This window comes from Streptomyces sp. NBC_01003 (assembly GCF_045162695.1).
GTDB lineage: Bacteria > Actinomycetota > Actinomycetes > Streptomycetales > Streptomycetaceae > Streptomyces.
Window position 1 is genome coordinate 10203244 of sequence record NZ_CP108707.1, and the last position, 20060, is coordinate 10223303.

The following is a 20060-nucleotide window of genomic DNA, read 5'->3' on the forward strand; positions in this document are numbered from 1 at the left end:
GACGGGTTAGGAGGCGGGCTGGATGCGGACGCGGTCGGCGTCGGCCAGGCGCGTGATGTCGTCCCGGTCGGTGAGGTGACCGAGGACGACCAGGCCCGGTGAGGGGTGGCCATCGCGGTAGAAGAGGGCCAGGTTGCCCCACGGCGCGTAGAAGGCCAGGTCACCGGCCTTGGGGTCGGACGACGCCGGGGCGCCGTCGGTGCTCAGCTTGCGCGGCAGATCGGCGACGCGCTCGGTCTCCTGGAAGTCGTCGAGATCGAGGGTGAGCGGCAGCAGCCCGGCGAAGTCCCGCGCGGTGGCGCTGTCGTTCAAGACGGCGTCCACGCTGTGGCCGTCGACCATGAGGCGGATGCGCATGGCGGCGTTCTCCTCGGAGGGTTCGGTCGCGCTCTGGCTGGTCGCGGACGACCGCGACGAACCCTGGGGCGGCGACGATGCGGGGGGCGGTGTCCGGCGTGGTGGTGCTGCACGCCGTCACAGCAGCAGCACCGCGACCGGGACCGCGTGAGCGAAGGTGCGCAGGGCAGTGCCGGGCATGGCAGAAGGTCTCCGGCTTAGCCGGGCATCGGCTCGGCGTAGTGCCGAAAGCCGTCCCGATCGGTGTGCAGCGTGTACAGCCGCTCGGCCAGCACGCTCGGGCTGGAGTGCTCGGAGTCCGGGCTGATGGCTCCGGGCACGATGAGCTGGGCGGCGTGGATGTTCTCGCCCGCGAGCGCCTGGTGCAGCATCGCCCCGTACGCGCTCTCACCGGCGAACGCGATCGAGGTCCCCGCACGGTCGGGGTGCGGGCGGACCGCGCTGCCGCCGTTGACGAACAGCAGCGTGCCGCGCCCCAGCGCCCGCATACCGGGAAGGACCGCGTTCACGCAGGTCATCGGGCCCTTGATGGAGAAGCCGAGCGGACCATCGAGGTCGGCCGGACTGGTGTCGAGGACCGGCTTCATGAAGTCGGCGCGGGGCACCGGACTGAACTGCAGGATCTCCACCGGCCCCAGCTCCTCACCAGCCCGCCGCAGAGCGGTGGTGAGGGAGTCGGGGTCAAGGACGTCGGCGGGGTAGCCGCGAGCCTGGACTCCGTCTCGGTCCAGCTCGCCCACTAGAGGGGCGAGGTGTTCGGCGTTGCGCGAGAGGAGGGCGACGGCGTGGTCGGCGGCACCGAAGCGGCGGGCGCAGGCCAGGCCGAGGCCGGGACCGGCGCCGACGAGGGCGAAGGTCGTCATGAAAGGTTCCTCCGAATGATCAAATGGGGTCAGTCGGCGCTCGGGCACGCCGCTCGGACGGGCGAGTTCCCCTGGTCAGGGCTTCAGGAGCGCCTTGATGGCACGGCGCTCGTCCATCGCCTTGTATCCCTCCGCGACCTGGCCCAGGGGCAGCGTGAGGTCGAAGACCTTGCCCGGGTCGATGCGGCCGGTCAGGACGCGGTCGATCAGGTCGGGCAGGTAGCGGCGCACAGGTGCGGGGCCGCCGCGCAGGCCGACGTGGGAGAAGAACAGTTCCTGCCCGTCGACGGCGACCTCGTGGGGGACGCCGACGAAGCCGACGTTGCCGCCGGGCCGGGTGGAGTGGAGTGCCTGCCGCATGGACTGGGCGGTGCCGACGCACTCCAGCACGCTGTCGGCGCCGATGCCGCCGGTGAGGTCCTTGATCCGCGCGATGCCCTCGTCGCCACGCTCGGTGACGATGTCGGTGGCGCCGAACTCGCGAGCGAGCTTCTGCCGGGACTCGTGGCGGGACATGGCGATGATCCGCTCCGCACCCATCTCCTTCGCCGCGATCACGGCGGACAGGCCGACCGCGCCGTCGCCGACGACCACGGCGGTCGAGCCGGGCTTCACTTCGGCGGCGTCGGCGGCCCACCAGCCGGTGCCCATGACGTCGGAGACGGCCAGCAGTCCGGGCCACAGCTCCTCGGACGGCACCTCGTCGGTGGCGACCAGGGTGCCCTGGGCGTTGGGGATGCGCACGTAGTCGGCCTGGCAGGTGGACATGAACTCGCGGTGCAGACAGCTGGACTGAAAGCCGTTACGGCAGTTCGCGCAGGCGTTGTCCGAGGTGGCGAACGAGCCGATCACGAACTGGCCCGCCTTGACCGAGGTGACCTCGCTGCCGACCTCTTCGACGAAGCCGACGTACTCGTGGCCCATCGGATGCGGCTCGTCCGTCGGCTCCAGGCCGCGATAGGGCCACAGGTCAGAGCCGCACACGCAGGTCACGGCGGTGCGGATGACCGCGTCGGTCGGATTGAGGATCTTCGGGTCGTCCAGCGTCTCGAAGCGGATGTCGCCGGGGGCATAGATCATTGCGCCGCGCATGAGAGGGGTTCCTTTGCGTGCCGAGGCGACGTACCGAGGGGTTAGCGGTTGTCGCCGAGTGCAGAGCCAGGTGGCGTTGTGTCCGGCCGGCTCACGGCCGGGCGAAAAGCACCACGTCATCCAGGTAACCCGCTCTTGGCGCGCGCAGCGAGGCACGGACAAGGGGTGTACTGCCAGTACATCCCTATGGCCGCGGGCGGGACGTACCGTCGAAGGCGTGGACAACCAAGCAGAGGTCCGCGAGTTCCTGACCTCGCGGCGAGCGAAGATCACCCCCGAGCAGGCGGGCCTGCCCTCGAGCAGCCGGCGCCGGGTGCCCGGCCTGCGCAGGAGCGAGGTCGCCGCACTGGCCGACATGAGCGTGGAGTACTACTCCAAGCTGGAACGCGGCAACCTCGCCGGCGCATCCCCGGCCGTCCTGGAGGCCCTCGCCCGCGCCCTGAAGCTCGACGACGCCGAACGCGCCCACCTGCTGAACCTCGCCCACACCGCGGACGGCTCCGACGCACTCACCCGCCCCCGGCGGCGTACCCCGCAGTGGAAGGCACACCGCAGCCTGCAATGGGTCCTGGACGCCGTCACCGCAGGCCCGGCCTTCGTGCGCAACGGCCGCATGGACCTGCTCGCCACCAACCAGCTCGCCCGCGCCTTCTACGACGACGTCTACGCCGCGCCCCACAACCAGGCCAACCTGGCCCGGTTCAACTTCCTCGACCCGGCCTCCCGGCGCTTCTACCCCGACTGGGACCAGGCAGCCGACGTCGCCGTATCGATCCTGCGCACCGAAGCCGGCCGCAACCCCCACGACAAGGGCCTGCACGACCTCGTCGGCGAGCTCTCCACCCGAAGCGACGACTTCCGCACCCGCTGGGGCGCCCACAACGTCCGCCACCACGGCACCGGCACCAAACGCTTCCACCACCACGCCGTCGGCGAGCTCACCCTCGCCTACGAAGGACTCGAAATGGCCGCCGAACCCGGCCTCACCCTCACCATCTACACCGCCGAACCCGGCTCACCCTCCGAAGAGGGCCTGCGGCTGCTCGCCTCGTGGGCGGCCACCCGCGAGGACAGCGCGCATACCCAGCAGCCACAAACGCGCTGACGACGGACTCGTGCTTCATGGGGCTTCTGGGGCCCTACTCGGGATCCCCGGGTCGGCCCTTAGCGTCGGCGTGCACGGGACGGGCCAAGGGCACGACGTTGCCTTGAGTGGCGGGCGTGGTGCGGCAGGCGAGTTCATCGGTAAGCACGGTCCCGGCGAGAGCGAGGCGGGTGGTGAGAGTGCGCAGCTCTTCGATCTCGGCCTTCTGCCGTGGGAGGCAGAATAGGTGCCTGCCAGGAATCCGGAGTTCGGCAAGTTCGGCGCCCGCGGCATAAAGGGCTACGAGGCCGCCGCCCGGCAGCTCGACCAGCTCGCCGGGTTCATCGCCACGACCGTCACCCAGCGCCGCGGCATGATGGCCCGCCTGCACTACCTCACCCGAACCGAGCATGCGGAGGCCCCCGCGCGCGAGGCCGGCCTCACGGTCACCAACCGCACCCTGAAGCGCTGGGCCGAGAGCAAGGCCTCGTCGTCGAAGAAGAGCCTCACGCAGCTGGAGGCTGCCTACCTGCAGGTGCGCCGCCAGAACGTGGCCCGGCATCTGCTGCAGCGCCTGAATAGGGGCGGCCGTGGCACCCGGATGGAGTTCCATCCCCTCAACCAGTCCCAGGTGAGCCGTCCGCATCACCGTGCCATCTCCTTCCGCACCCTCAACGTGCGGCGCTGGAACCGGATGGTCGAGGCCTGGGCGGCCGACGACGACGAGGCCATGGGCGAGGCATGGTTCGATGACATCACCACCGACCTCGGGTCCGATTTCGGCGCCCACGAGTACGTCACGAACATCGGCTTCGCCGCCTGACGGACCCACCGGTCCTTGGCGGTGGGAAGGCCAGACCGTCCGGACCTTGGACCTGACTCCCTGATCCGGTCCCAGTGTGTCGGGCAATTAGGGGGAGGGCCGGGCCCTGCCTCTATGGTCTGGCCGAGTAGATCAGGTGGCGCGGGCGACGAGCTCGTCGTACTCGACAGTCGAGGGGAGCGCCTCGGGCAGGGTCACATGAGGGCCTACGGTTCGCGGTGGTTCTTGTGCATCTCGGGGGGAGGCGGGTGGGCTGGTGTAGGTGCCAGAGCCGTTGCCGTACTGGCCGTCGAACGTGGCGGCGTCGGTCTTGTAGATGAGGCGGTCCGTTGACGCTGGCCGGTCACCTGCTTCGCGAGGCACGTGCGCAGGCGGCCGCCTCTGCGGGCGGACCTGGACGCGCTGCGCGCCAGGAACCCGCAGTAGGTCATCTGGTCGCGGACGGCGGCTTCGGCGAGCTCGGGGTACTGGGACCGGACGGTCGGAAGCCGTCCGGGGCAAGTACGTGCTGGCCACCAAGCTCGTCAACGAGCTGGTCGAGGCAGCCGACGAGAAGCTGCTGACCAGTGCGCAGCGGATTCCTTGGCGAGCCGGAGCATGTCTGGTTCCGGATCCATCCCGATGACCGAGCGGACCCGGGAGGCAAGCGGGACGGTGAGCTGACCAGTGCCACAGCCGAGGTCGAGTACGACATCGTCCGTGTCCAGCCCGAACGCCGACTGGAGGGCATCCAGGACCTGCGGCGGATAGCCCGGACGGTACTTCGCGTAATACTCAGCAATCTCACCACTGAACCCCACAGCCATGGGCCCAGTCCCACCCTGCCAAGCACAAACAGACCGCGACAGATCTCTGACCGACTGATCGCTACCGGCTGAAGACGGGCCCCACCCCCGGACAACTGCAGGTGACTCCCGGGCACTCAGAGTGGAGTCACTTCTCACCTTCAGACCTTGGCTTTGAGATCCCCAAGTGGAGTCAAAACAGACCTACCGATGGAGTCGGTTGTCACCGACAAAGCCAGCGCGGACACCGTGCCCCGGGCCCACCCTCATCGTTCGATTCTTCGTGCGGCGTGCGCCGTATTGCGGGCACGCGTCTTGGTGGCGGGCGCTGTGTGTTCTGGCAGGGGCAGGGGCAGGGGCAGGGGCAGGGGCAGGGGCAGGGGCAGGGGCAGGGGCAGGGTTCGTGAAGTGTGTTGCCGCCCACTGCGTGTCCCGGGCTATGACTTCGGGTCGTCGACCTTGAGCTCGTCTCCGGTGTTGGAGACGAAGACGACCAGGAGCTTGGCGGGCTTGGTCCGGCTGGTGTTCTCGGTGAGGACGTGGTGGGCGCCCGGCTGCTCGACCCAGTTCTCGCCCTGGTGGTAGGTGGTCACGGGCTTGCCGTCGAGCTTGCTGCGCACGGTGCCTTCGAGGACGTAGGCGTAGACGAACGCCTGGCCGTGCCGGTGCGGCAGCGCGCTTGCGTTGGGCGGGAAGTCGACGATCACCGAGGTGAACGTCTTGCCCTTCACATTCGGAAGGGCCTGCTGGAGCAGCGGCTTGAGGGTTTCGGTGGGGCGCGTCGATGGCATGGCCGCAGGCGATGCCACGGCTGCGGTCGGCCTCTTGGCGTGGGTGGGCTGGTTCGAGGTCGAGCAGGCCGTGGCCGCGGCCAGCGTAGCGACGGCCAGCAAGCCGCCGGCGATCCGCATTTCGATCATGATCGGTCTCCTGATTCAGTCTTCCGTGACGCGGATGATCGTCTTGCCTGGGGTGCGCTTGCCGGGGGCGAATGCGACGGGTGCCTCGGCGAGCGGCCGCACCGCACCGACGACCGGCTTGAGCCGGCCGTCCCTCAGCCGCGTGGCGAAGTCGGCGAGCCGGGCGCGGTCGGGTTCGACGACGAAGAAGACCGCCCGCCCGTCCTTGGGCTGGACCCTGGGCGGCATGACGATGGTGACGAGCGTGCCACCGGCCCGGATGAGGGCGGCCGAGCGGTCGAGGATGTCGCCGCCGATGACGTCGAACACGACGTCGGCCTCGCCGGCGTCCTCCAGCTTCTCGGTCTGCAGGTCGATGAAGGTGTCGACGCCGAGTGCGAGTGCCCTGTCCCGGTCGGAGGCCCGGCCGGTGCCGATGACGCGGGCGCCGGCCTCGCGGGCGAGCTGTACCGCGATCGAGCCGACGCCGCCCGCGGCACCATGGATCAGGACGGTCTGGCCTGTGGTGAGGCGGCCGTGGTCGAACAGGCCCTGCCAGGCGGTCAGCCCGGAGATCGGCAGCGAGGCGGCCACGGTGTGGTCGACGTCCGCCGGCAGCGGGGCGAGGTTGCGGGCCTCCACCGCGGTGTACTCGGCGAGCGTGCCGTTGCGGGTCCAGTCGGCCAGGCCGAATACCCGCTGTCCGACGCTCAGGCCGGTGGTGCCGAACCCCAGCTCTACGACGACACCGGACAGCTCGTGCCCGGGCACGCTCGGCGTCCGGTCGCGGCCGGCGCGATCGGTCCATGTGGCGGGCCAGTCCAGCTCTCCGCGGGTGAAGCCAGCGGCGTGCACCCGCACGATGACGTCGTTCTCGGCCGCATGGGGGTAGGGCATGTCCGTCAGGGACATCCCGGCAAGACCGGCGTTACGGTCTTGCACAGTGATGGCTTGCATACAGGTCCTTTAGTGGGGAGGAGCGACCCGAGCGCACAGCCCGCTCGCGCAGCGCTCGTCGCGGCTGCAGGTGGATGTATGCCGTTCTGCATGATCGATCTCACCTGCTCGCGCGGATTTCTTCGTCGCCCTTTTGCGTTCTCATCAGGGAGACGAGGGAGGCCCTGCGGGTGTGACAGCTCAGACGCGCACGAGTTTGTCGGGATTGAGGACCCTGCGGTATGCGGTGATCAGACCGTCTGTGATCTGGACCGTGTCGACGGAGTAGACCCGGCTTTCCCGGTGGAACACGAGGGCGAGCTCGCCGCCGACCTCGGCGAAGTCGATGCGGTCCGGGTGCCACTGGCGTCCCGTACGCACCATGACCGGATGCGCTCGCCGCCGTGGATGAGCTTGCGTGCCGCGGAGACCTTGTCGCCGCCGTCGGTGACGTAGTCGACATCCGGGTGAAGGAGCCTGACCAGGCCGGCCAGGTCCCCGGCCTCGTAGGCGGCGCGGAAGACCGTGAGGACGCTCGCGCGGTTGACGCGCGCATGGGCGACATCCTCGGCATCGGCCACACTCCCCAGCAGCCGGTAGGCCACACTCTGTGTCGATTTCGTCTATTTGTAGCGCAGCGGATGTGCCGGGGCCAGCGGTCAAGCGACCGTCAGCACCGACACAAGGAGATCTACGAGGTACCCCTTCGACACCCGCGGGAGAGGGGCGAGGATGAGGACATGTGTGCTGAAGGCGATCGAGGTGAGCGTGTGCGGCCCGGTCGCCGGCAGGGCCTGCTGCTCGGGGGTGGGAGCATCGGCTGGACCGCGCGGAAGCGGGGCTCCTCGGACTCGGGCAGCCTCAGGAAGAAGTCCATGCTGTACGGCGCGCGCACCCGCTCCTCGCGCACCTCCCGGAGCGTGTGCCCCGTGGCCCGGCGCACCACCTCGCCGGTGAGCGTGCCGATCACCAGGGCGTGGTAGCCGTTCTAGTACTCCAGCTGTAGATCGTGATCTTGCTGGTTGGGGCCGGTGCGGAGACGGGTACGGCCACCGTTGATCATCGTGAGTTGTGTGGACTGACGATGAGACGGTGGCCGCAGGTCACAGCATAGATCCCGCTCGCTGGCGGGAAGAGTTCGAGGTCCTCATGGGGCGGATCGCTGGCCGGTTCGCGCGGGTCGAACCCCGGTGCCGGGTACGGCGGTTGACGCTCGGGCTGTTGTCGGACCTGCCGCGCAAGAACTGCTGGACGATCGCCGAGTGGGCCGGGGAGAAGTCCCCACACGGGATGCAGCACCTGTTGTGCCGGGCCGCCTGGGACGCCGATGCGGTACGCGACGATGTCCGCGACTACGTCGTGAACCATCTCAACGACGAGCAGGCCGTGCTCGTGGTCGACGAGACCGGGGACGTAAAGAAGGGCACCCATACTGTCGGCGTTCAGCGCCAGTACACCGGTACCGCCGGGAGAATCGAGAACTCCCAGGTCGCGGTCTACCTTGTCTACGCAGGCCGGCGCGGACACGCAGCGGTCGACCGGGAGTTGTACATCCCCCGCTCATGGGCAAACGATCCGGATCGCTGCCAGGCCGCGGGCCTTCCCGAACAGACCGACTTCGCGACCAAGCCGGACCTCGCCCGGCAGATGATCGAGCGGTTCCTGGACGCCGGGCATCACGCCGCCTGGATTACCGGGGACGAGGTCTATGGCGGGAACCCGAAGCTACGGGCTGCTCTGGAAGCACGCGGCACGAGCTACGTACTGGCCATCGCCTGCTCGGCCGAAGTCCCCACAGCCGCAGGCAAGTTCCGAGCAGATAGCCTGGCAAAGCGGCTCCCTAGACGGGCCTGGCAACGGCTGTCCGCAGGGGCAGGGGCCAAGGGCCACCGCTTCTACGACTGGGCGGTCATCGATCTCACCGGTCCACATTCCGGCAGCAGCCAGCTGCTGATCCGCCGCAACCGCACCACGGGCGAACTCGCTTTCTACCGCTGTTTCTCGCCCCGCCCCGTGCCCCTGACGGCGCTGGTGCGAGTCGCGGGCTCAAGGTGGCGGGTGGAGGAGACCTTCCAGACCGAGAAGGGGCTCGCCGGACTCGACGAGCACCAAGTCCGCCGCTTCGTCTCCTGGACCCGCTGGGTCACCCTCGCCATGCTCGCCCACGCCTTCCTCGCTGCCGTCCGCGCCGACGAACACGCCCGGCGCCCCGCCCCGGAGGATCTGATCCCGCTCACCTGCAACGAGATCCAGCGCGTGTTCGTCGCCCTGGTCGTCCGACCCGTGCACGACGCGGTCCACCGGCTCGGCTGGTCCGACTGGCGGCGACGTCATCAGGCCCGGTCCCGAGCCGGCCACTACCACCGGCAAGCCGCGAATCAGGCGATGTGCTGAGCACCGCAGTTGGCCACTTCGGTGCTCAGTGGGCGAAGATCGTCTGTTCAGTCAAGGATCGCGGTGGCTTCGATCTCGACCAGGTGGTCGGGTACGTCGAGTGCCGCAACACCCAGCAGCGTGGCCGGCGGGACCGGGGTGATTCCCAGCTTTGCGGCCGCCCGGGAGATCCCCTCCAGGAGCGGGGGCATCATGTCCGGAGTCCAGTCGACGACGTAGAAGGTCAGTTTCGCCACGTCGTCGAAGGATCCGCCGGCCTCGGCCAGGGCGGTGCCGATGTTGAGGTAGCACTGCTCGACCTGCGCGGCGAGGTCGCCTTCGCCGACCGTGATCCCCTCGGCGTCCCAGGCGACCTGACCGGCGATGAAGACCAGCTTCGACCCAGTCGCGATCGACACCTGCCGGTAGACATCGATCTCGGGCAATCCGCTGGGGTTCACCAGGGTGATGGCCATGCCGTCCGCCTCCTTGTCCGGGCATCGTGGGCCCGTGCTCGTCACTCCAGACCCTCGTGGTCTCTTGTGGTTACTCAGGAACTGTAAGAGAGTGGTCGCTGACATGGAAGAACGCACTTTTTAGTGACTGGGGAACCTAACGGTGACCAAGCAGATCAAGGGCCGATCCGAGGAAGCAGACCTCAGGCGCGCGGACTCATTGGCGCGAGAGATCTTCTCCGACGTCGCCAACAAGTGGGCATTCCTGATCATCGAGACTCTCGGTGAACGCACCTTGCGATTCAGCGAACTGCGGAACGAGATCGAAGGCATCAGCCACAAGATGCTTACTCAGAACCTGCGCATGCTGGAGCGTAACGGCCTGGTCGAGCGCAGCGTGCACCCCACCGTTCCGCCGCGTGTCGAATACACCCTCACTGAGCCGGGCCAGGGCCTACGCGCCACCGTCGACGGAATGTGTGACTGGACCCACCGGTACTTCGGTCACATCGAGGCCGCCCGTCACCGCTTCGACGCCTGACGGCTGATCACGATCTACAGCTGGAGTACTAGGCAGCGGCGGGGTGGGTGCGGGCCAGGAGGAGGGCGATGTCGTCGTCCATCGGTCCGTCCGGGGCCAGGGTGTCGACGACCGATGTGCATAGGTCGTCCAGACTGGAAATGGGGCCGGCGAGGGCGGTGCGCAGCCGCTGCAGACCCCGGTCGACGTCGTGCTCCGTTTCGATCAGACCGTCGCTGTACAGCCCTATCACGCTGCTGTCCGGTAGCTTCACCTCGGTCGATTCGAAGGAGCCCAGTCCCACCCCGATGGGTGCACCTGGAGGTACTTCGGCGAAGTCGACCGATCCGTCAGGGAAGATGATCGCGGGTGGGGGATGGCCGGCACTGGACATGGTGCATCGCTGAGATTTCGGGTCGTACACACAGTAGAGGCAGGTGGCTGCAAAAGCCGATGGTGTGGAGGTGCCGTCGTCGAAACGGTCACGGGCGATGTCGACGGCGAGTTCATCCATGAGATGTAGCAATTTGGCGGGCGGCAATTCCAACTTGCTGAGCGCACGGGTCGTGGCGCGGAGGTGTCCCATGGTCACGGCCGCGTTGATGCCGTGACCGACAACATCTCCCACGACCAAGGCCACTCGGCCATCAGACAGTTGGATGACGTCGAACCAGTCGCCGCCGACGCCGGCGTGCGTGTCTGCGGGCAGGTAGCGGGTGGCCACCTCGACTGTGCTGCCGCCTGACAAGTGGTGCGGCACCAGGGCGCGTTGTATCGCAAGCGCGGCAGTTCGCTCTCGGGTGTATCGCAGGGCGTTGTCGATGATCAGTGCGGCCCGGGCCGCGAGTTCCTCGGCAAGAGCAAGGTCTGCCTTGCTGAACGGAACCGGGTTCTGGCTGCGCACGAAGACGGCGATGCCGAGTGTCGCACCGCGGGCCTGCAGGGGGACGATTATGAGGGAATGCATTCCGGTCTGGCGAATGACCCGGGCCCGATCCGGGTCGTTGTCGAGCCAAGCGCCGGGGGAGGTGCCGAGAACAGGCTCGAAGTAGGACCTACGATTTTTGAGCACGGTGGTGAAAGGGGATGCCGGCGGAACGTAGACCGGCGTTCCGCGCGCCCAGAGAGACTCGCGAAGATCGTCGTGGATGGAAGCGGCGCCGGCGCGGTAGAAGCCAGGGATTCTCGTATCGGTGGACTTGAGGCGTCTCAACGGCTCCTTGTCCAGCGGCACGGCCTCGACGAGGTCGATGGTGACGTAGTCGGCGAGGTCCGGTACCGCTGTCTCCGCCAGCCTCTGGCTGGTGACCAACGGGTCCAAATCTGCGCCAATGCGGCTTTTCGCATCGTTGAGCAGGCGAAGTCCTCCGACTTCCTGCCCGGTGCTGGCCTGCACAGCCACAGAACAGACGCCCAGTGGTCGACCGTCCGGTCCATCGAGACGGATCAAGGCAACACGGTAGTAACGGTCGGGGGCGCGAGCCTCGGTCGGCCACAGTTCGTACCCGAGGAGCGGCACCCCGTTGTACAATACGCGCGCCATAGCGCGTTCCAGAAACTCTGGGTGACGAGCGCGGACCACATCGGTGACATAGCCGCCCAGCTCCGGTTCGGAGCTGTAGATGTCCTGATTGTGAACGCTGTCGTTGAACCATATACAGCGCAATTCCCGGTCCCAGATGACCAGACTGATCGGCGAGTGGTGAAAGAACGCATCCACCGCTGCCGGATCCATGCCTGGCTGGCCAAATGTGTTCGGCCCCCATACGAGCCAACCCGCGCCGCCGTCAGTGTCCAGAGGAGTAATCCGAAGATCCGCAGCTGACTCATGGCCGTCGCAGCGGCGGATCCGCACCCGCCCTGACCAGGGGCTGCCGGCAAAGATACGGGGAATTTCCGGGGCGCCCGAAACCAGCAGGCCCTTGGCGGGACTATGGAGTGCTTGGTCAGCCGAATAGCCCCATAGGCGCTCGGCGGCCCCGGTCCACACGGAGACCGTCATGTCGGCACTGAGCACTGCCAGGACGTCACCCGGTTGCACGGCCCACTCTCCAGCTGCGGAGCTCGTAGAACCATCACTGGACATACTGCAACTATGCCGCGCATGTGCCGCCCCCTCCACGGCAGGGGGCCACTGCTCGATGACCGCAATGTCAGTGCCCGCCGAATCTCTCCGCGACGAAGCCGTCGAATACGCCGACCGGATCCGGCAAGCCGGCGGCGAAACCGAGCTGCGCGTCTGGTCAGACACCCCCATGACGTTCGGGGTCTGGTGGCATGAGGGTGTGCGCGGTGCGACCAGGCGGTTGCTTCGTCGCAGTGGGTCCTACGCGGTACGGAGAGCCAGTGTCCTCACCCTCACTCCTCGGCGACGCCGATGATCGTGCGGCCGGCGATGCGCCGCTCGGAGGTGAAGGCGGCGGCTGCCTCGGCCAGCGGCCGAACGGAGCCGACCCGCACCTCGAGCCGTCCTTCCCGGAGTCGCCGGGCGAGGTCGGTGAGGCCTGCGCGGTCGGTTTCCACGACGAAGAAGAGGGCCCGCCCGTCGTCGGGGCGCACGGTGGGCGGGTGGGCGGACGTGACGAGCGTGCCGCCGGCGCGCACGAGCGCGGCCGAGGGTTCGAGCACGTTGCCGCCGACCACGTCGAACACCATGTCGACCTTGCCTGCGTCCTCTCGCCGGTCGGCCTGCAGGTCGAGGCACGCGTGCGCGCCCAGGCCGAGGACGGTGTCCTGGTCGGCGGAGCGGCCGTGCCGACGACGCGGGCTCCCGCCTCGCTGGCGAGCTGGACGGCGATCGAGCCGACGCCGCCAGCGGCGCCGTGAATCATCATGGTCTGACCGGTAGTGAGGTGTGCGTGGTCGAACAGACCCTGCCAGGCGGTCAGTCCGCAGATCGGCAGCGCGGCTGCCACCGTGTGGTCGACGTCGGCGGGGAGCGGAGCGAGATTGCGGGCTTCCACGGCGACGTACTCGGCGAGCGAGCCATCGCGGGTCCAGTCCGTCAGCCCGAAGACGCGCTGGCCGACGGTGAGACCGGTGGTTCCGTAGCCGAGTTCCGTCACGACGCCCGAGACCTCGTGTCCCGGCACGGTCGGGGTGCGGTCGCGGCCGGCGCGGTCGGACCAGGTTGCGGGCCAGTCGCGACCGGGGAGGGCAGGGCCATGGCCACCGCAAGGCCGGGCCGATCCCACGGTCAGGAGGACCGCGCCCAGCAGCGTGGCCTGCCGCACCGTGTGGTGGGCGGAGCACATGCCGCCCATGCCGCCGGCCAGGAACAACGCGGCGATGACGAGTCCGCCCGCGGCTCCCTGGGTGACGTGCAGGACGTCGGTGACCACTGAGGGGGTGAGCGCGAGGAACAGCCCTGTGACGGACCAGCTCGCCACGAGGGCGGGTACGGCGGCCAGAAACCGGCGCCGGGAATCCTTGGGGGACCCCCGCCCTGGGACGGAGGGAGACGGGGGCGCCGACCGGCGACGCCACCTCTCGGGGATGAGCCAGATCGCCACCGCGAGGAGCACGAAGACCCGGGTGAGGACGGAGAAGGCGTCGGTGTCGGGGTGGGGGACCGACTGGACCAGCAGCCCCACCACCGCGGCGCTGGCGGCCAGGCCCACACTCGTGCCGACCGCCGTCACCGTTGTCCCTGCCTGCGGGTGTCTAGCCGGGGAGAAGTCGACCAGCCCGGCCGCCAGCCCACTGATGGCGGTTCCGGTGGCGGCCCTGCACCGCCCGTGCGATCACCAGGGACAGGACACCGTCGGCCGTCCAGAAGATCGCCGTACTGGCCGCTGCCAGCAGGAGTGCGGCGAGCGGCACCGGACGGCGTCCCAGGCGATCGCTCGTGGCACCGAGGGTCAGGAGGGCACCGAGCAGCCCCACGACGTACACGGCGAAGACGACCGTCACCATGGTGACCGAGAAGTCCCAGCGCTCCCGGTAGAGGGGATGGATCGGTGAGGGTGCACTTGCAGTCGGCATCAGTACGACGGTGGTGACCGTCAGAATGGTGAAGGCGGCGCGTCGTCCCAGAGGACGAGGTCCGCGGAGGGAACCGAGCGGTTTCATCGGCACGCCGGGACTGCTGCTGGCTCACTGCGACCAGGGCGCATTGGTGATGCGCTCAATCACGGACGTGCGGTGGAAGCCGGGAACGAAGCGTTCCAGGTAGTCCGCATTGATGGTCCCGTACGTGGTGTCCGGACGGTCCTTGAGTCTCGACGAACGTTTGTACGAATTCTTCCTTAAAGTTTCCGCGCGGATGAGCGGCGACGATCTCGTCCACCTGGTCGCCCTCGAGTCCGTCCAGGCCCCAGCCGACCGCGTCGGTCAGAACGCCGTAGTTGGTGGCAGCGATCTCCGGGCCCATCCGGCCGGGAATCCCCGGCGTCGTGTGCAGCGCGATCGCCGTCCAGACCACTTCGGCGGCGCTCTCGGGGAACCCGCGGTCGAGCAGGAACTTGCGAGCGTGGTCGGCGCCGTCGAGCTCGAAACGCTGTTCCTCCTCGGAGAACGGGGTCAGGAGGCCGGTGTCGTGGAACATCGCGGAGATGTAAAGCAGCTCGGGATCGGGCTGCAGGCCCAGCTCGCGCGCGTGCAGGGAGGCGAAGAGAAAAACACGCCGGGAGTGATGGAAGATCAGGGGCGTGATCGTTTCCCGGAGGTGGCTCGTGGCCTCCGCCACGGCCGAGGTCTCGGGAATTTCCACCCCTGCGATGATGTCGGTCATGCGTCCGCTCTTTCCGATGCGATCTGTTACGAGTGGACTGGACGTCCGTTGTTCTCATAGTCATTGGGACGTCGACCCGGTGCTTCCAACCTCCCCTGAAGTCCACGGTGATGCGTCAGTCCCGGATAGTGAGGGGCGTGTCGATTGCGAGCATGCTGCACGGGATCTCCGCGCCGATGGTTGGCAACATTGGCATATTTGTTCCCGTGTCGCGCGCGGGCGTGACCAGAGCAGACCTACCCTTGGATGCCGTCCGGCCGAGGCGAAACCACCACACCGTGCGCACGTCTGAACTCACACGCTCAGCGCAGTCGGAACGCACACGGCCCGGTACTCGGCCTAGAGCCAATGCCGTTGCGTTACGGGCTTGTGGGTTGAGGTCTTGTGATGAGGACGGCTTGAGGTCCGGTGCGGGACGGCTGCGGCCAGGAACGGTGTTCGTCGCTTGAGGTGGTAGTTGGACATCTTGCGTTTCACTACGCGGGGCTGGCTGCGGAGGCGTCTGATGGGCAGGAGCCGTTCCATGAGGTCCTGTTCGAGCATCACCAGCGCTCTGACCAGGAGGTCAGGGGGAAAAGCTGCCCGGCGTGACGGTCACGCTGCGCCGGGCAGAGCGCAGGGTCTCGGTGAAGGAGATCCGGTCAGGGTCCAGGCCTCGAGTGGCTGCCGTTCTCAGCATGAGTTCCCGCAACGCGTGGTGGACCAGAAGATGTGCCCAGATCTGCTGGTGAACACCGTCGGGTGTTTTACTGCTGAGCACGACGCGTGCGCCGCGCTGGTGGGTCTTGATCTCGGCGAAGACGGACTCGATCTCCCAGCGCTCACGGTAGAGCGCGGCCAGTTGCCGCGCCGGATACCGTCGGGCATCCAGCAGGGTGGTGACCAGGCGATAGTCGTCGATCTCACCGTCAGCGGTCCGGCCTTCGAGTCGGTAGGCCAGGACACGGACCACGACCGGCTCATCGCGGGCCGGGCCGCTGCTAGCCCGGATGTGTGAGAGCCACGAGCCGTCGCGGAACTGCTTGGTGACGGGCAGGACGCGGTTGGCGGGCACCCGCCACAGCAGATCGGCACCGGTGGCTGCGAACGCCTGCCACACGGGACGCCAAGAAACTCCCGGTCGGCCAGGACAAGCTGACCCGGGCCGGCCGAACGCGGCAGGCGTCCCACCAGAGTGACCTCCCCGGTGCGGCAGCCGGCGAGTTCCGCGTCCAGCACCGCATGACTGCCGATCTCCACCAACGCCGCCATCCGCACCTGCGGAAACGCACTTCTGCCCGACCCGCGGCCACTGCCCGGACGTCCGAAGGCGGTCTCGTTTGCTTCGCTGTCCGCGACGTCCCAGCATGTGCCGTCGACGGCGAGCAGTCGCAGGCTCCGCCAGAACGCACCGGGCGTCGCTTCGGTCGCGATCGGTTTCGCGGTCGTGGCGAACAGCACGCGCAGCGGTTCGGAACCGAGTCGTTCCCGGGCCCTGAACAGCGAGGACTTCGCAGGGACACGCCAGTTGCCCAGCAGCCCCAAGCCCCGCAAGCCCTCGACGAGATGGCGCATCACTTCCAGATACGGGGCAGGCGAGAACAGGGCCAGTCCCAGCACGAAGTACACCACCAGCCTCGCGGGAAGCAGCCGCTGACGTCGCTCGGCACGGCCGCACGCCGCCACCACTCGGTCCACCAAGCCCGGCGGATACACCCAGGTCAACAGGCCGAGGCCCGATAAGTCAGACACACTCGCAGTCACCTGAACCACCCCCAGGACGAACTGCCAAGCACAGTACGCCTACAGCAAAGGCAACGGCATTGGGCCTAGCTTGGTCTTTAACGTCCGGCGTCGAATGGTGCGTCGAACTTGATCACTCGGTTTGGTATCTGCCGGACATGAAGGCGGCCTTCGTCTGAACATGTGCTCCGACCAAGGAACACACACATTCAGCACGAAGGCCGTGAGGATGAGTCTGCTGCATCATGCTGTCCGGCGAGAGCCGTTGGCGGAACTGTCATGCTTCCGGGGCGAGTTCTACTCCTGCCTGACCGCTCGTTCGGACGCGTTGTTCGAGCTGGCTGATGCCGTTCTGTGCAGCGACGGACCGGTGAGGTCGCTGGCCGAGCTGTCCCTGGTGGGTGAACATCGCCGCGGCCATGGCGGGCTCTACGCCGCTCTGGCCCATGGACGCATTAACCCGGGCCAGCTGCGGCGGGCACTGGCCGAAGTGCCACTGCCGCGGACTGCTGACGGCCGACTGGTCCTGGCCATCGATGTCACCTGCTGGCTGCGGCCTGACGCCCACACCTCACCGGAACGGATCCTGTGCCACACCTACGGCAGAGGAAAAGACCAGCACATCCCCGTCCCCGGCTGGCCCTACTCGATCATCTGCGCACTGGAGCCAGGCCGCAGCTCATGGACCGCACCACTAGACGCGCTTCGTCTGGCGCCCGGCGATGACACCGCCACCGTCACCGCCCGGCAGCTGCGCGATCTGCTTCAGCGCCTGATCACCGCGGGGCAGTGGCAGACGGGCGACCCGGACATCCTGCAGGCGGTACGGGCGTTCTTCGACGTCACACTGAAGCGCATCGCTGACCCCGACCTGCCGGACGGATGCCTGGTCGCTCAAACCGCGATGGCAATTCCGGTACTGAGCCCCAACATCGCCGCACGCGCGATCGAAGCTCTGGGCTTCCAGCGTGCGCGGCTGCGGACCGCCTTGCTCGCCGCGAAGTTGGCTGACGGCGACGCCGAGAACTTCGCCGTGCACATCGCGGCGGTCAACCAGTCACTGGCCGTGATGAGCAGGGCCGGGGCGAGTCGGAACCAGCTCCACACGATCATCGACATCAGCATGAGCGCGCTCTCGCACGCATTGCGCGCGCCCCGGGCCTAGGGGGTATCCCAGCCGGCTGGGAGGCTGGTGCCTGGCAGGCTCCTTCCCCTTCGTCAGACAGGACTGATGTCAGGGTTCGCAGAAGAAGCGGCGGGTCAGGTTGACTGTGCAGGCCGCGGAAAGCCGATCCGGGGGACCGGCACCTCCTGTGGCCGGAGCGGAGCAGCGAGCGCGTGAACTCCCGTCGTTTGCCGACTGGGCGTTAGCGGGACTCCGTCGGCAGCACGGCATGCTCCTGCCGCGCCGCTTTCCCCTTGGCCCGTACCCGTGAGGCCTTGCGTTGCCCCGCTCCGAGGAAGGTCGCGGCAACGGACGCGAGGGCCACCGCGGCGATGCCGAGCCACTGCGCCCAAGCGAGCTGTTGTCCGAGGATGACCAGTCCGAACACCGCGCCGGCCGCCGGTTCCAGGCTTGTCAGGACGCCGAACACGCGGGGCGGCATCCGGCGCAGGGCCTCCAGGTTGAGGGAGTACGGCAGCACGCTCGACGCGACCGCGACGAGCGCCGCCACCCCCAGGACGCCCGGGTCGAGCAGGGCGGTGCCGCCCTGGGCGATGCCGTACGGCGCCGTGAGCACCGCCGCCCACACCACGGCCAGGGCCAGACCCTGGCCGCCGCTGAGGCGTCGCGCCATGCGGGCGGAGACGAGGATGTAGCCGCCCCAGCAGCAGGCGGCGGTCGCGGCGAGCAGGAGACCCAATGGGTCGAGGGGGACGCCTCCGCCGCCGAGCAGCATGATGCCGCCGGCCGCCATGCCCGCGGGGAGCAGGTCGATGGCCCGCCGTGAGCCGGCGAGCGCGATGGCGAACGGGCCGAGGAACTCGATCGTGGCCACCGCGCCCAGGGGGATGTGGTCGACCGCCTCGTAGAACGCCAGGTGGTGTCCCGCGACCAGGGCGCCGGCCGCGATCACCGTGCCCCGGGCACCCTTGACCGAGCTCAGGGCCTGTCGCTGAGGGCGCCACAGCAGACAGAGCAGCACTCCCGCGATCAGCAGGCGCAGGAACACGACGCCCGCGGCGCCGGCCTGGGGGTAGACCCGGGGTGCGAAGGCCGCTCCGAACTGGATGCCGCACACCCCGCCCAGCACGAGTCCGGGTGCCGGTACTTTCCCCGTCGCCGCGGAGAAACCCCGGGCCGTACTGCTCTGCTTCAATTCTCTGTCTGCATTCCCATGGTTCGTGTGCGGCGTGCGATCGGGCGCGGTCAGTCGGCCACGCGCAGCAGCAACTTGCCCGTCGACGTACGCCCGCCCATCAGCCGGTGGGCCCCGGCGGCGTCGGACAGCGCGAACTCCGCGGTCACGGGCAGCGTGACGGATTTGTCCGTGGCCGTACGGAAGGCGCGTTCGGCCAGCGCACGCAGCGCAGCCGGGGCCGCCTGTGCCAGCGCCAGGATGGAGAAGCCCCCGACGGACCGGCCCTGCGCGTACAACTCGGGCTGCCCGACCTGCCAGGGCTCCGCCCCACTGGCGTTGCCGAAGGACACCAGCCGTCCGAAGACGGCGAGCGCGTCGAGGCCGCGGCGAAGGGTGTCGCCGCCCACGGGGTCGAGCACCAGGTCGACGCCCGCGCCGCCGGTAGCCCGGCGGACGCCATCGGTGAAGGAGTCGGTGAGGAACACCTCGTCATAGCCGTGCTTGAGGGCGTACTCGGCCTTGGCCGCGGTGGACACCACTCCGTACACCGCACCGGCACCGGCTGCCCGGGCCAGCTGCCCGGCCACCGTCCCGACCCCACCGGCGGCCCCGTGCACCAGCACGCTCTCGCCGGAACGGAGCCGGCCCACCTCGTGGAGCAGGGCGTGGGCGGTCGGCAGCACGGTGGGGAGCGTGGCCGCCGTGCGCAGGTCCAAACCGTCGGGTAGCGGGAAGACGGTGGCCGCGTCCACGACTACGACTTCCGCGTAAGCGCCGCCGTTGACGAGCGCGGCGACCTCCTGCCCGGGACGCAGTCCCTCGACCCCGTCCCCGACAGCGCGGATCCGCCCCGAAGCCTCCAGTCCCGGCCTGAACGGCAGCGCGCCCACCCGATACCCCTCGGCGCGCGCCTTGAGGTCGGCGAAGTTCACGCCCACGTACGCGGCGTCGATCGTGACCTGCCCCGGCCCGGGCTCAGGCGTGTCGGCCTGTACGACCTCCAGCACCTCCGGACCGCCGTACTCCCGAAACTCGACTGCACGCATGCCAGAACGCTCCCCTCGCCAAGTGTTCAATCAAAACCGAACACCGAGAGTGTGTGATGCGCATCGAACA

At 68.4% G+C, this 20060-nt stretch carries 20 protein-coding genes and 4 pseudogenes; 6 read left to right on the plus strand and 18 right to left on the minus strand.

What is annotated here, in order from left to right; genetic code table 11:
* Positions 1-6: 6 nt before the first annotated feature.
* From OG698_RS47170 to OG698_RS47180, 3 genes are all read right to left on the minus strand, one after another.
* Positions 7-357, minus strand: coding sequence for a cyclophilin-like fold protein (locus OG698_RS47170; RefSeq protein WP_406110571.1), 351 nt, complete (start codon positions 355-357; stop codon positions 7-9).
* Between the two features lie 197 nt (positions 358-554).
* Positions 555-1220, minus strand: a complete 666-nt coding sequence (locus OG698_RS47175; RefSeq protein WP_406110573.1) for an SDR family NAD(P)-dependent oxidoreductase — start codon at positions 1218-1220, stop codon at positions 555-557.
* A 75-nt stretch (positions 1221-1295) separates the two neighbouring features.
* Positions 1296-2312, minus strand: coding sequence for a zinc-dependent alcohol dehydrogenase family protein (locus tag OG698_RS47180; protein ID WP_406110575.1), 1017 nt, complete (start codon positions 2310-2312; stop codon positions 1296-1298).
* A 217-nt stretch (positions 2313-2529) separates the two neighbouring features.
* Here OG698_RS47180 and OG698_RS47185 point away from each other — a divergent pair, with 217 nt between their 5' ends.
* Both OG698_RS47185 and OG698_RS47190 read left to right on the plus strand, forming a co-directional pair.
* A complete protein-coding gene (locus OG698_RS47185; protein WP_406110577.1) occupies positions 2530-3417 on the plus strand; it encodes a helix-turn-helix transcriptional regulator in 888 nt (295 codons plus the stop codon).
* 226 nt (positions 3418-3643) lie between these two features.
* The gene (locus OG698_RS47190; RefSeq protein ID WP_406110579.1) at positions 3644-4219 is read left to right on the plus strand and encodes a transcriptional regulator; all 576 of its coding nucleotides are present in this window, start codon (positions 3644-3646) and stop codon (positions 4217-4219) included.
* 132 nt (positions 4220-4351) lie between these two features.
* On the opposite strand, the gene OG698_RS47195 is transcribed toward OG698_RS47190, so the two are convergent.
* The 6 genes and pseudogenes from OG698_RS47195 to OG698_RS47220 all read right to left on the minus strand — a co-directional run.
* A complete protein-coding gene (locus OG698_RS47195; RefSeq protein WP_406110581.1) occupies positions 4352-4582 on the minus strand; it encodes a hypothetical protein in 231 nt (76 codons plus the stop codon).
* Positions 4583-4743: 161 nt separating this feature from the next.
* Positions 4744-5025 (minus strand): class I SAM-dependent methyltransferase, encoded by a 282-nt coding sequence (locus tag OG698_RS47200; RefSeq protein ID WP_406110583.1) that lies wholly within the window; start codon positions 5023-5025, stop codon positions 4744-4746.
* Between the two features lie 416 nt (positions 5026-5441).
* A complete protein-coding gene (locus OG698_RS47205; RefSeq protein ID WP_406110585.1) occupies positions 5442-5924 on the minus strand; it encodes a cupin domain-containing protein in 483 nt (160 codons plus the stop codon).
* Between the two features lie 15 nt (positions 5925-5939).
* The gene (locus OG698_RS47210) at positions 5940-6860 is read right to left on the minus strand and encodes an NADP-dependent oxidoreductase (protein ID WP_406110587.1); all 921 of its coding nucleotides are present in this window, start codon (positions 6858-6860) and stop codon (positions 5940-5942) included.
* A 180-nt stretch (positions 6861-7040) separates the two neighbouring features.
* Complete coding sequence (locus OG698_RS47215) at positions 7041-7223, minus strand: hypothetical protein (protein ID WP_406110589.1); 183 nt, start codon at positions 7221-7223, stop codon at positions 7041-7043.
* 353 nt (positions 7224-7576) lie between these two features.
* A pseudogene (locus OG698_RS47220) lies at positions 7577-7824 on the minus strand (EstA family serine hydrolase); the annotation flags it as partial.
* A 164-nt stretch (positions 7825-7988) separates the two neighbouring features.
* Between OG698_RS47220 and OG698_RS47225 the strand changes: the two are divergent.
* Positions 7989-9233, plus strand: coding sequence for an IS701 family transposase (locus tag OG698_RS47225; protein ID WP_406110591.1), 1245 nt, complete (start codon positions 7989-7991; stop codon positions 9231-9233).
* A gap of 47 nt (positions 9234-9280) precedes the next feature.
* On the opposite strand, the gene OG698_RS47230 is transcribed toward OG698_RS47225, so the two are convergent.
* The gene (locus tag OG698_RS47230; protein ID WP_406110593.1) at positions 9281-9688 is read right to left on the minus strand and encodes a RidA family protein; all 408 of its coding nucleotides are present in this window, start codon (positions 9686-9688) and stop codon (positions 9281-9283) included.
* Positions 9689-9830: 142 nt separating this feature from the next.
* On the opposite strand from OG698_RS47230, the gene OG698_RS47235 reads away from it, so the two are divergent.
* Positions 9831-10208: a winged helix-turn-helix transcriptional regulator gene (locus tag OG698_RS47235; RefSeq protein WP_398378827.1), complete on the plus strand. Its 378-nt coding sequence runs from the start codon at positions 9831-9833 to the stop codon at positions 10206-10208.
* A 28-nt stretch (positions 10209-10236) separates the two neighbouring features.
* On the opposite strand, the gene OG698_RS47240 is transcribed toward OG698_RS47235, so the two are convergent.
* Both OG698_RS47240 and OG698_RS47245 read right to left on the minus strand, forming a co-directional pair.
* Positions 10237-12189 (minus strand): SpoIIE family protein phosphatase, encoded by a 1953-nt coding sequence (locus tag OG698_RS47240; RefSeq protein ID WP_406110595.1) that lies wholly within the window; start codon positions 12187-12189, stop codon positions 10237-10239.
* 356 nt (positions 12190-12545) lie between these two features.
* Positions 12546-13330 (minus strand): annotated as a pseudogene (locus OG698_RS47245) (NADP-dependent oxidoreductase); the annotation flags it as partial.
* Between the two features lie 21 nt (positions 13331-13351).
* Between OG698_RS47245 and OG698_RS47250 the strand changes: the two are divergent.
* On the plus strand, positions 13352-13531 hold the full coding sequence (locus OG698_RS47250; protein WP_406111797.1) for a hypothetical protein: 180 nt from the start codon (positions 13352-13354) through the stop codon (positions 13529-13531).
* A gap of 319 nt (positions 13532-13850) precedes the next feature.
* On the opposite strand, the gene OG698_RS47255 is transcribed toward OG698_RS47250, so the two are convergent.
* From OG698_RS47255 to OG698_RS47270, 4 genes and pseudogenes are all read right to left on the minus strand, one after another.
* Positions 13851-14258: an MFS transporter gene (locus tag OG698_RS47255; RefSeq protein WP_406111701.1), complete on the minus strand. Its 408-nt coding sequence runs from the start codon at positions 14256-14258 to the stop codon at positions 13851-13853.
* Between the two features lie 24 nt (positions 14259-14282).
* A pseudogene (locus tag OG698_RS47260) lies at positions 14283-14919 on the minus strand (HD domain-containing protein).
* Positions 14920-15484: 565 nt separating this feature from the next.
* On the minus strand, positions 15485-16018 hold the full coding sequence (locus tag OG698_RS47265; protein WP_406110597.1) for a transposase: 534 nt from the start codon (positions 16016-16018) through the stop codon (positions 15485-15487).
* Between the two features lie 389 nt (positions 16019-16407).
* Positions 16408-16671: pseudogene (locus OG698_RS47270) on the minus strand (transposase domain-containing protein); the annotation flags it as partial.
* A 199-nt stretch (positions 16672-16870) separates the two neighbouring features.
* Here OG698_RS47270 and OG698_RS47275 point away from each other — a divergent pair.
* Positions 16871-17806: a transposase gene (locus OG698_RS47275; RefSeq protein WP_406111703.1), complete on the plus strand. Its 936-nt coding sequence runs from the start codon at positions 16871-16873 to the stop codon at positions 17804-17806.
* Positions 17807-18008: 202 nt separating this feature from the next.
* Here OG698_RS47275 and OG698_RS47280 read toward each other — a convergent pair whose 3' ends face one another.
* On the minus strand, positions 18009-18962 hold the full coding sequence (locus tag OG698_RS47280; RefSeq protein ID WP_406110600.1) for an EamA family transporter: 954 nt from the start codon (positions 18960-18962) through the stop codon (positions 18009-18011).
* Between the two features lie 50 nt (positions 18963-19012).
* Positions 19013-19990 (minus strand): zinc-binding alcohol dehydrogenase family protein, encoded by a 978-nt coding sequence (locus OG698_RS47285; RefSeq protein ID WP_406110602.1) that lies wholly within the window; start codon positions 19988-19990, stop codon positions 19013-19015.
* Positions 19991-20060 lie beyond the last annotated feature (70 nt).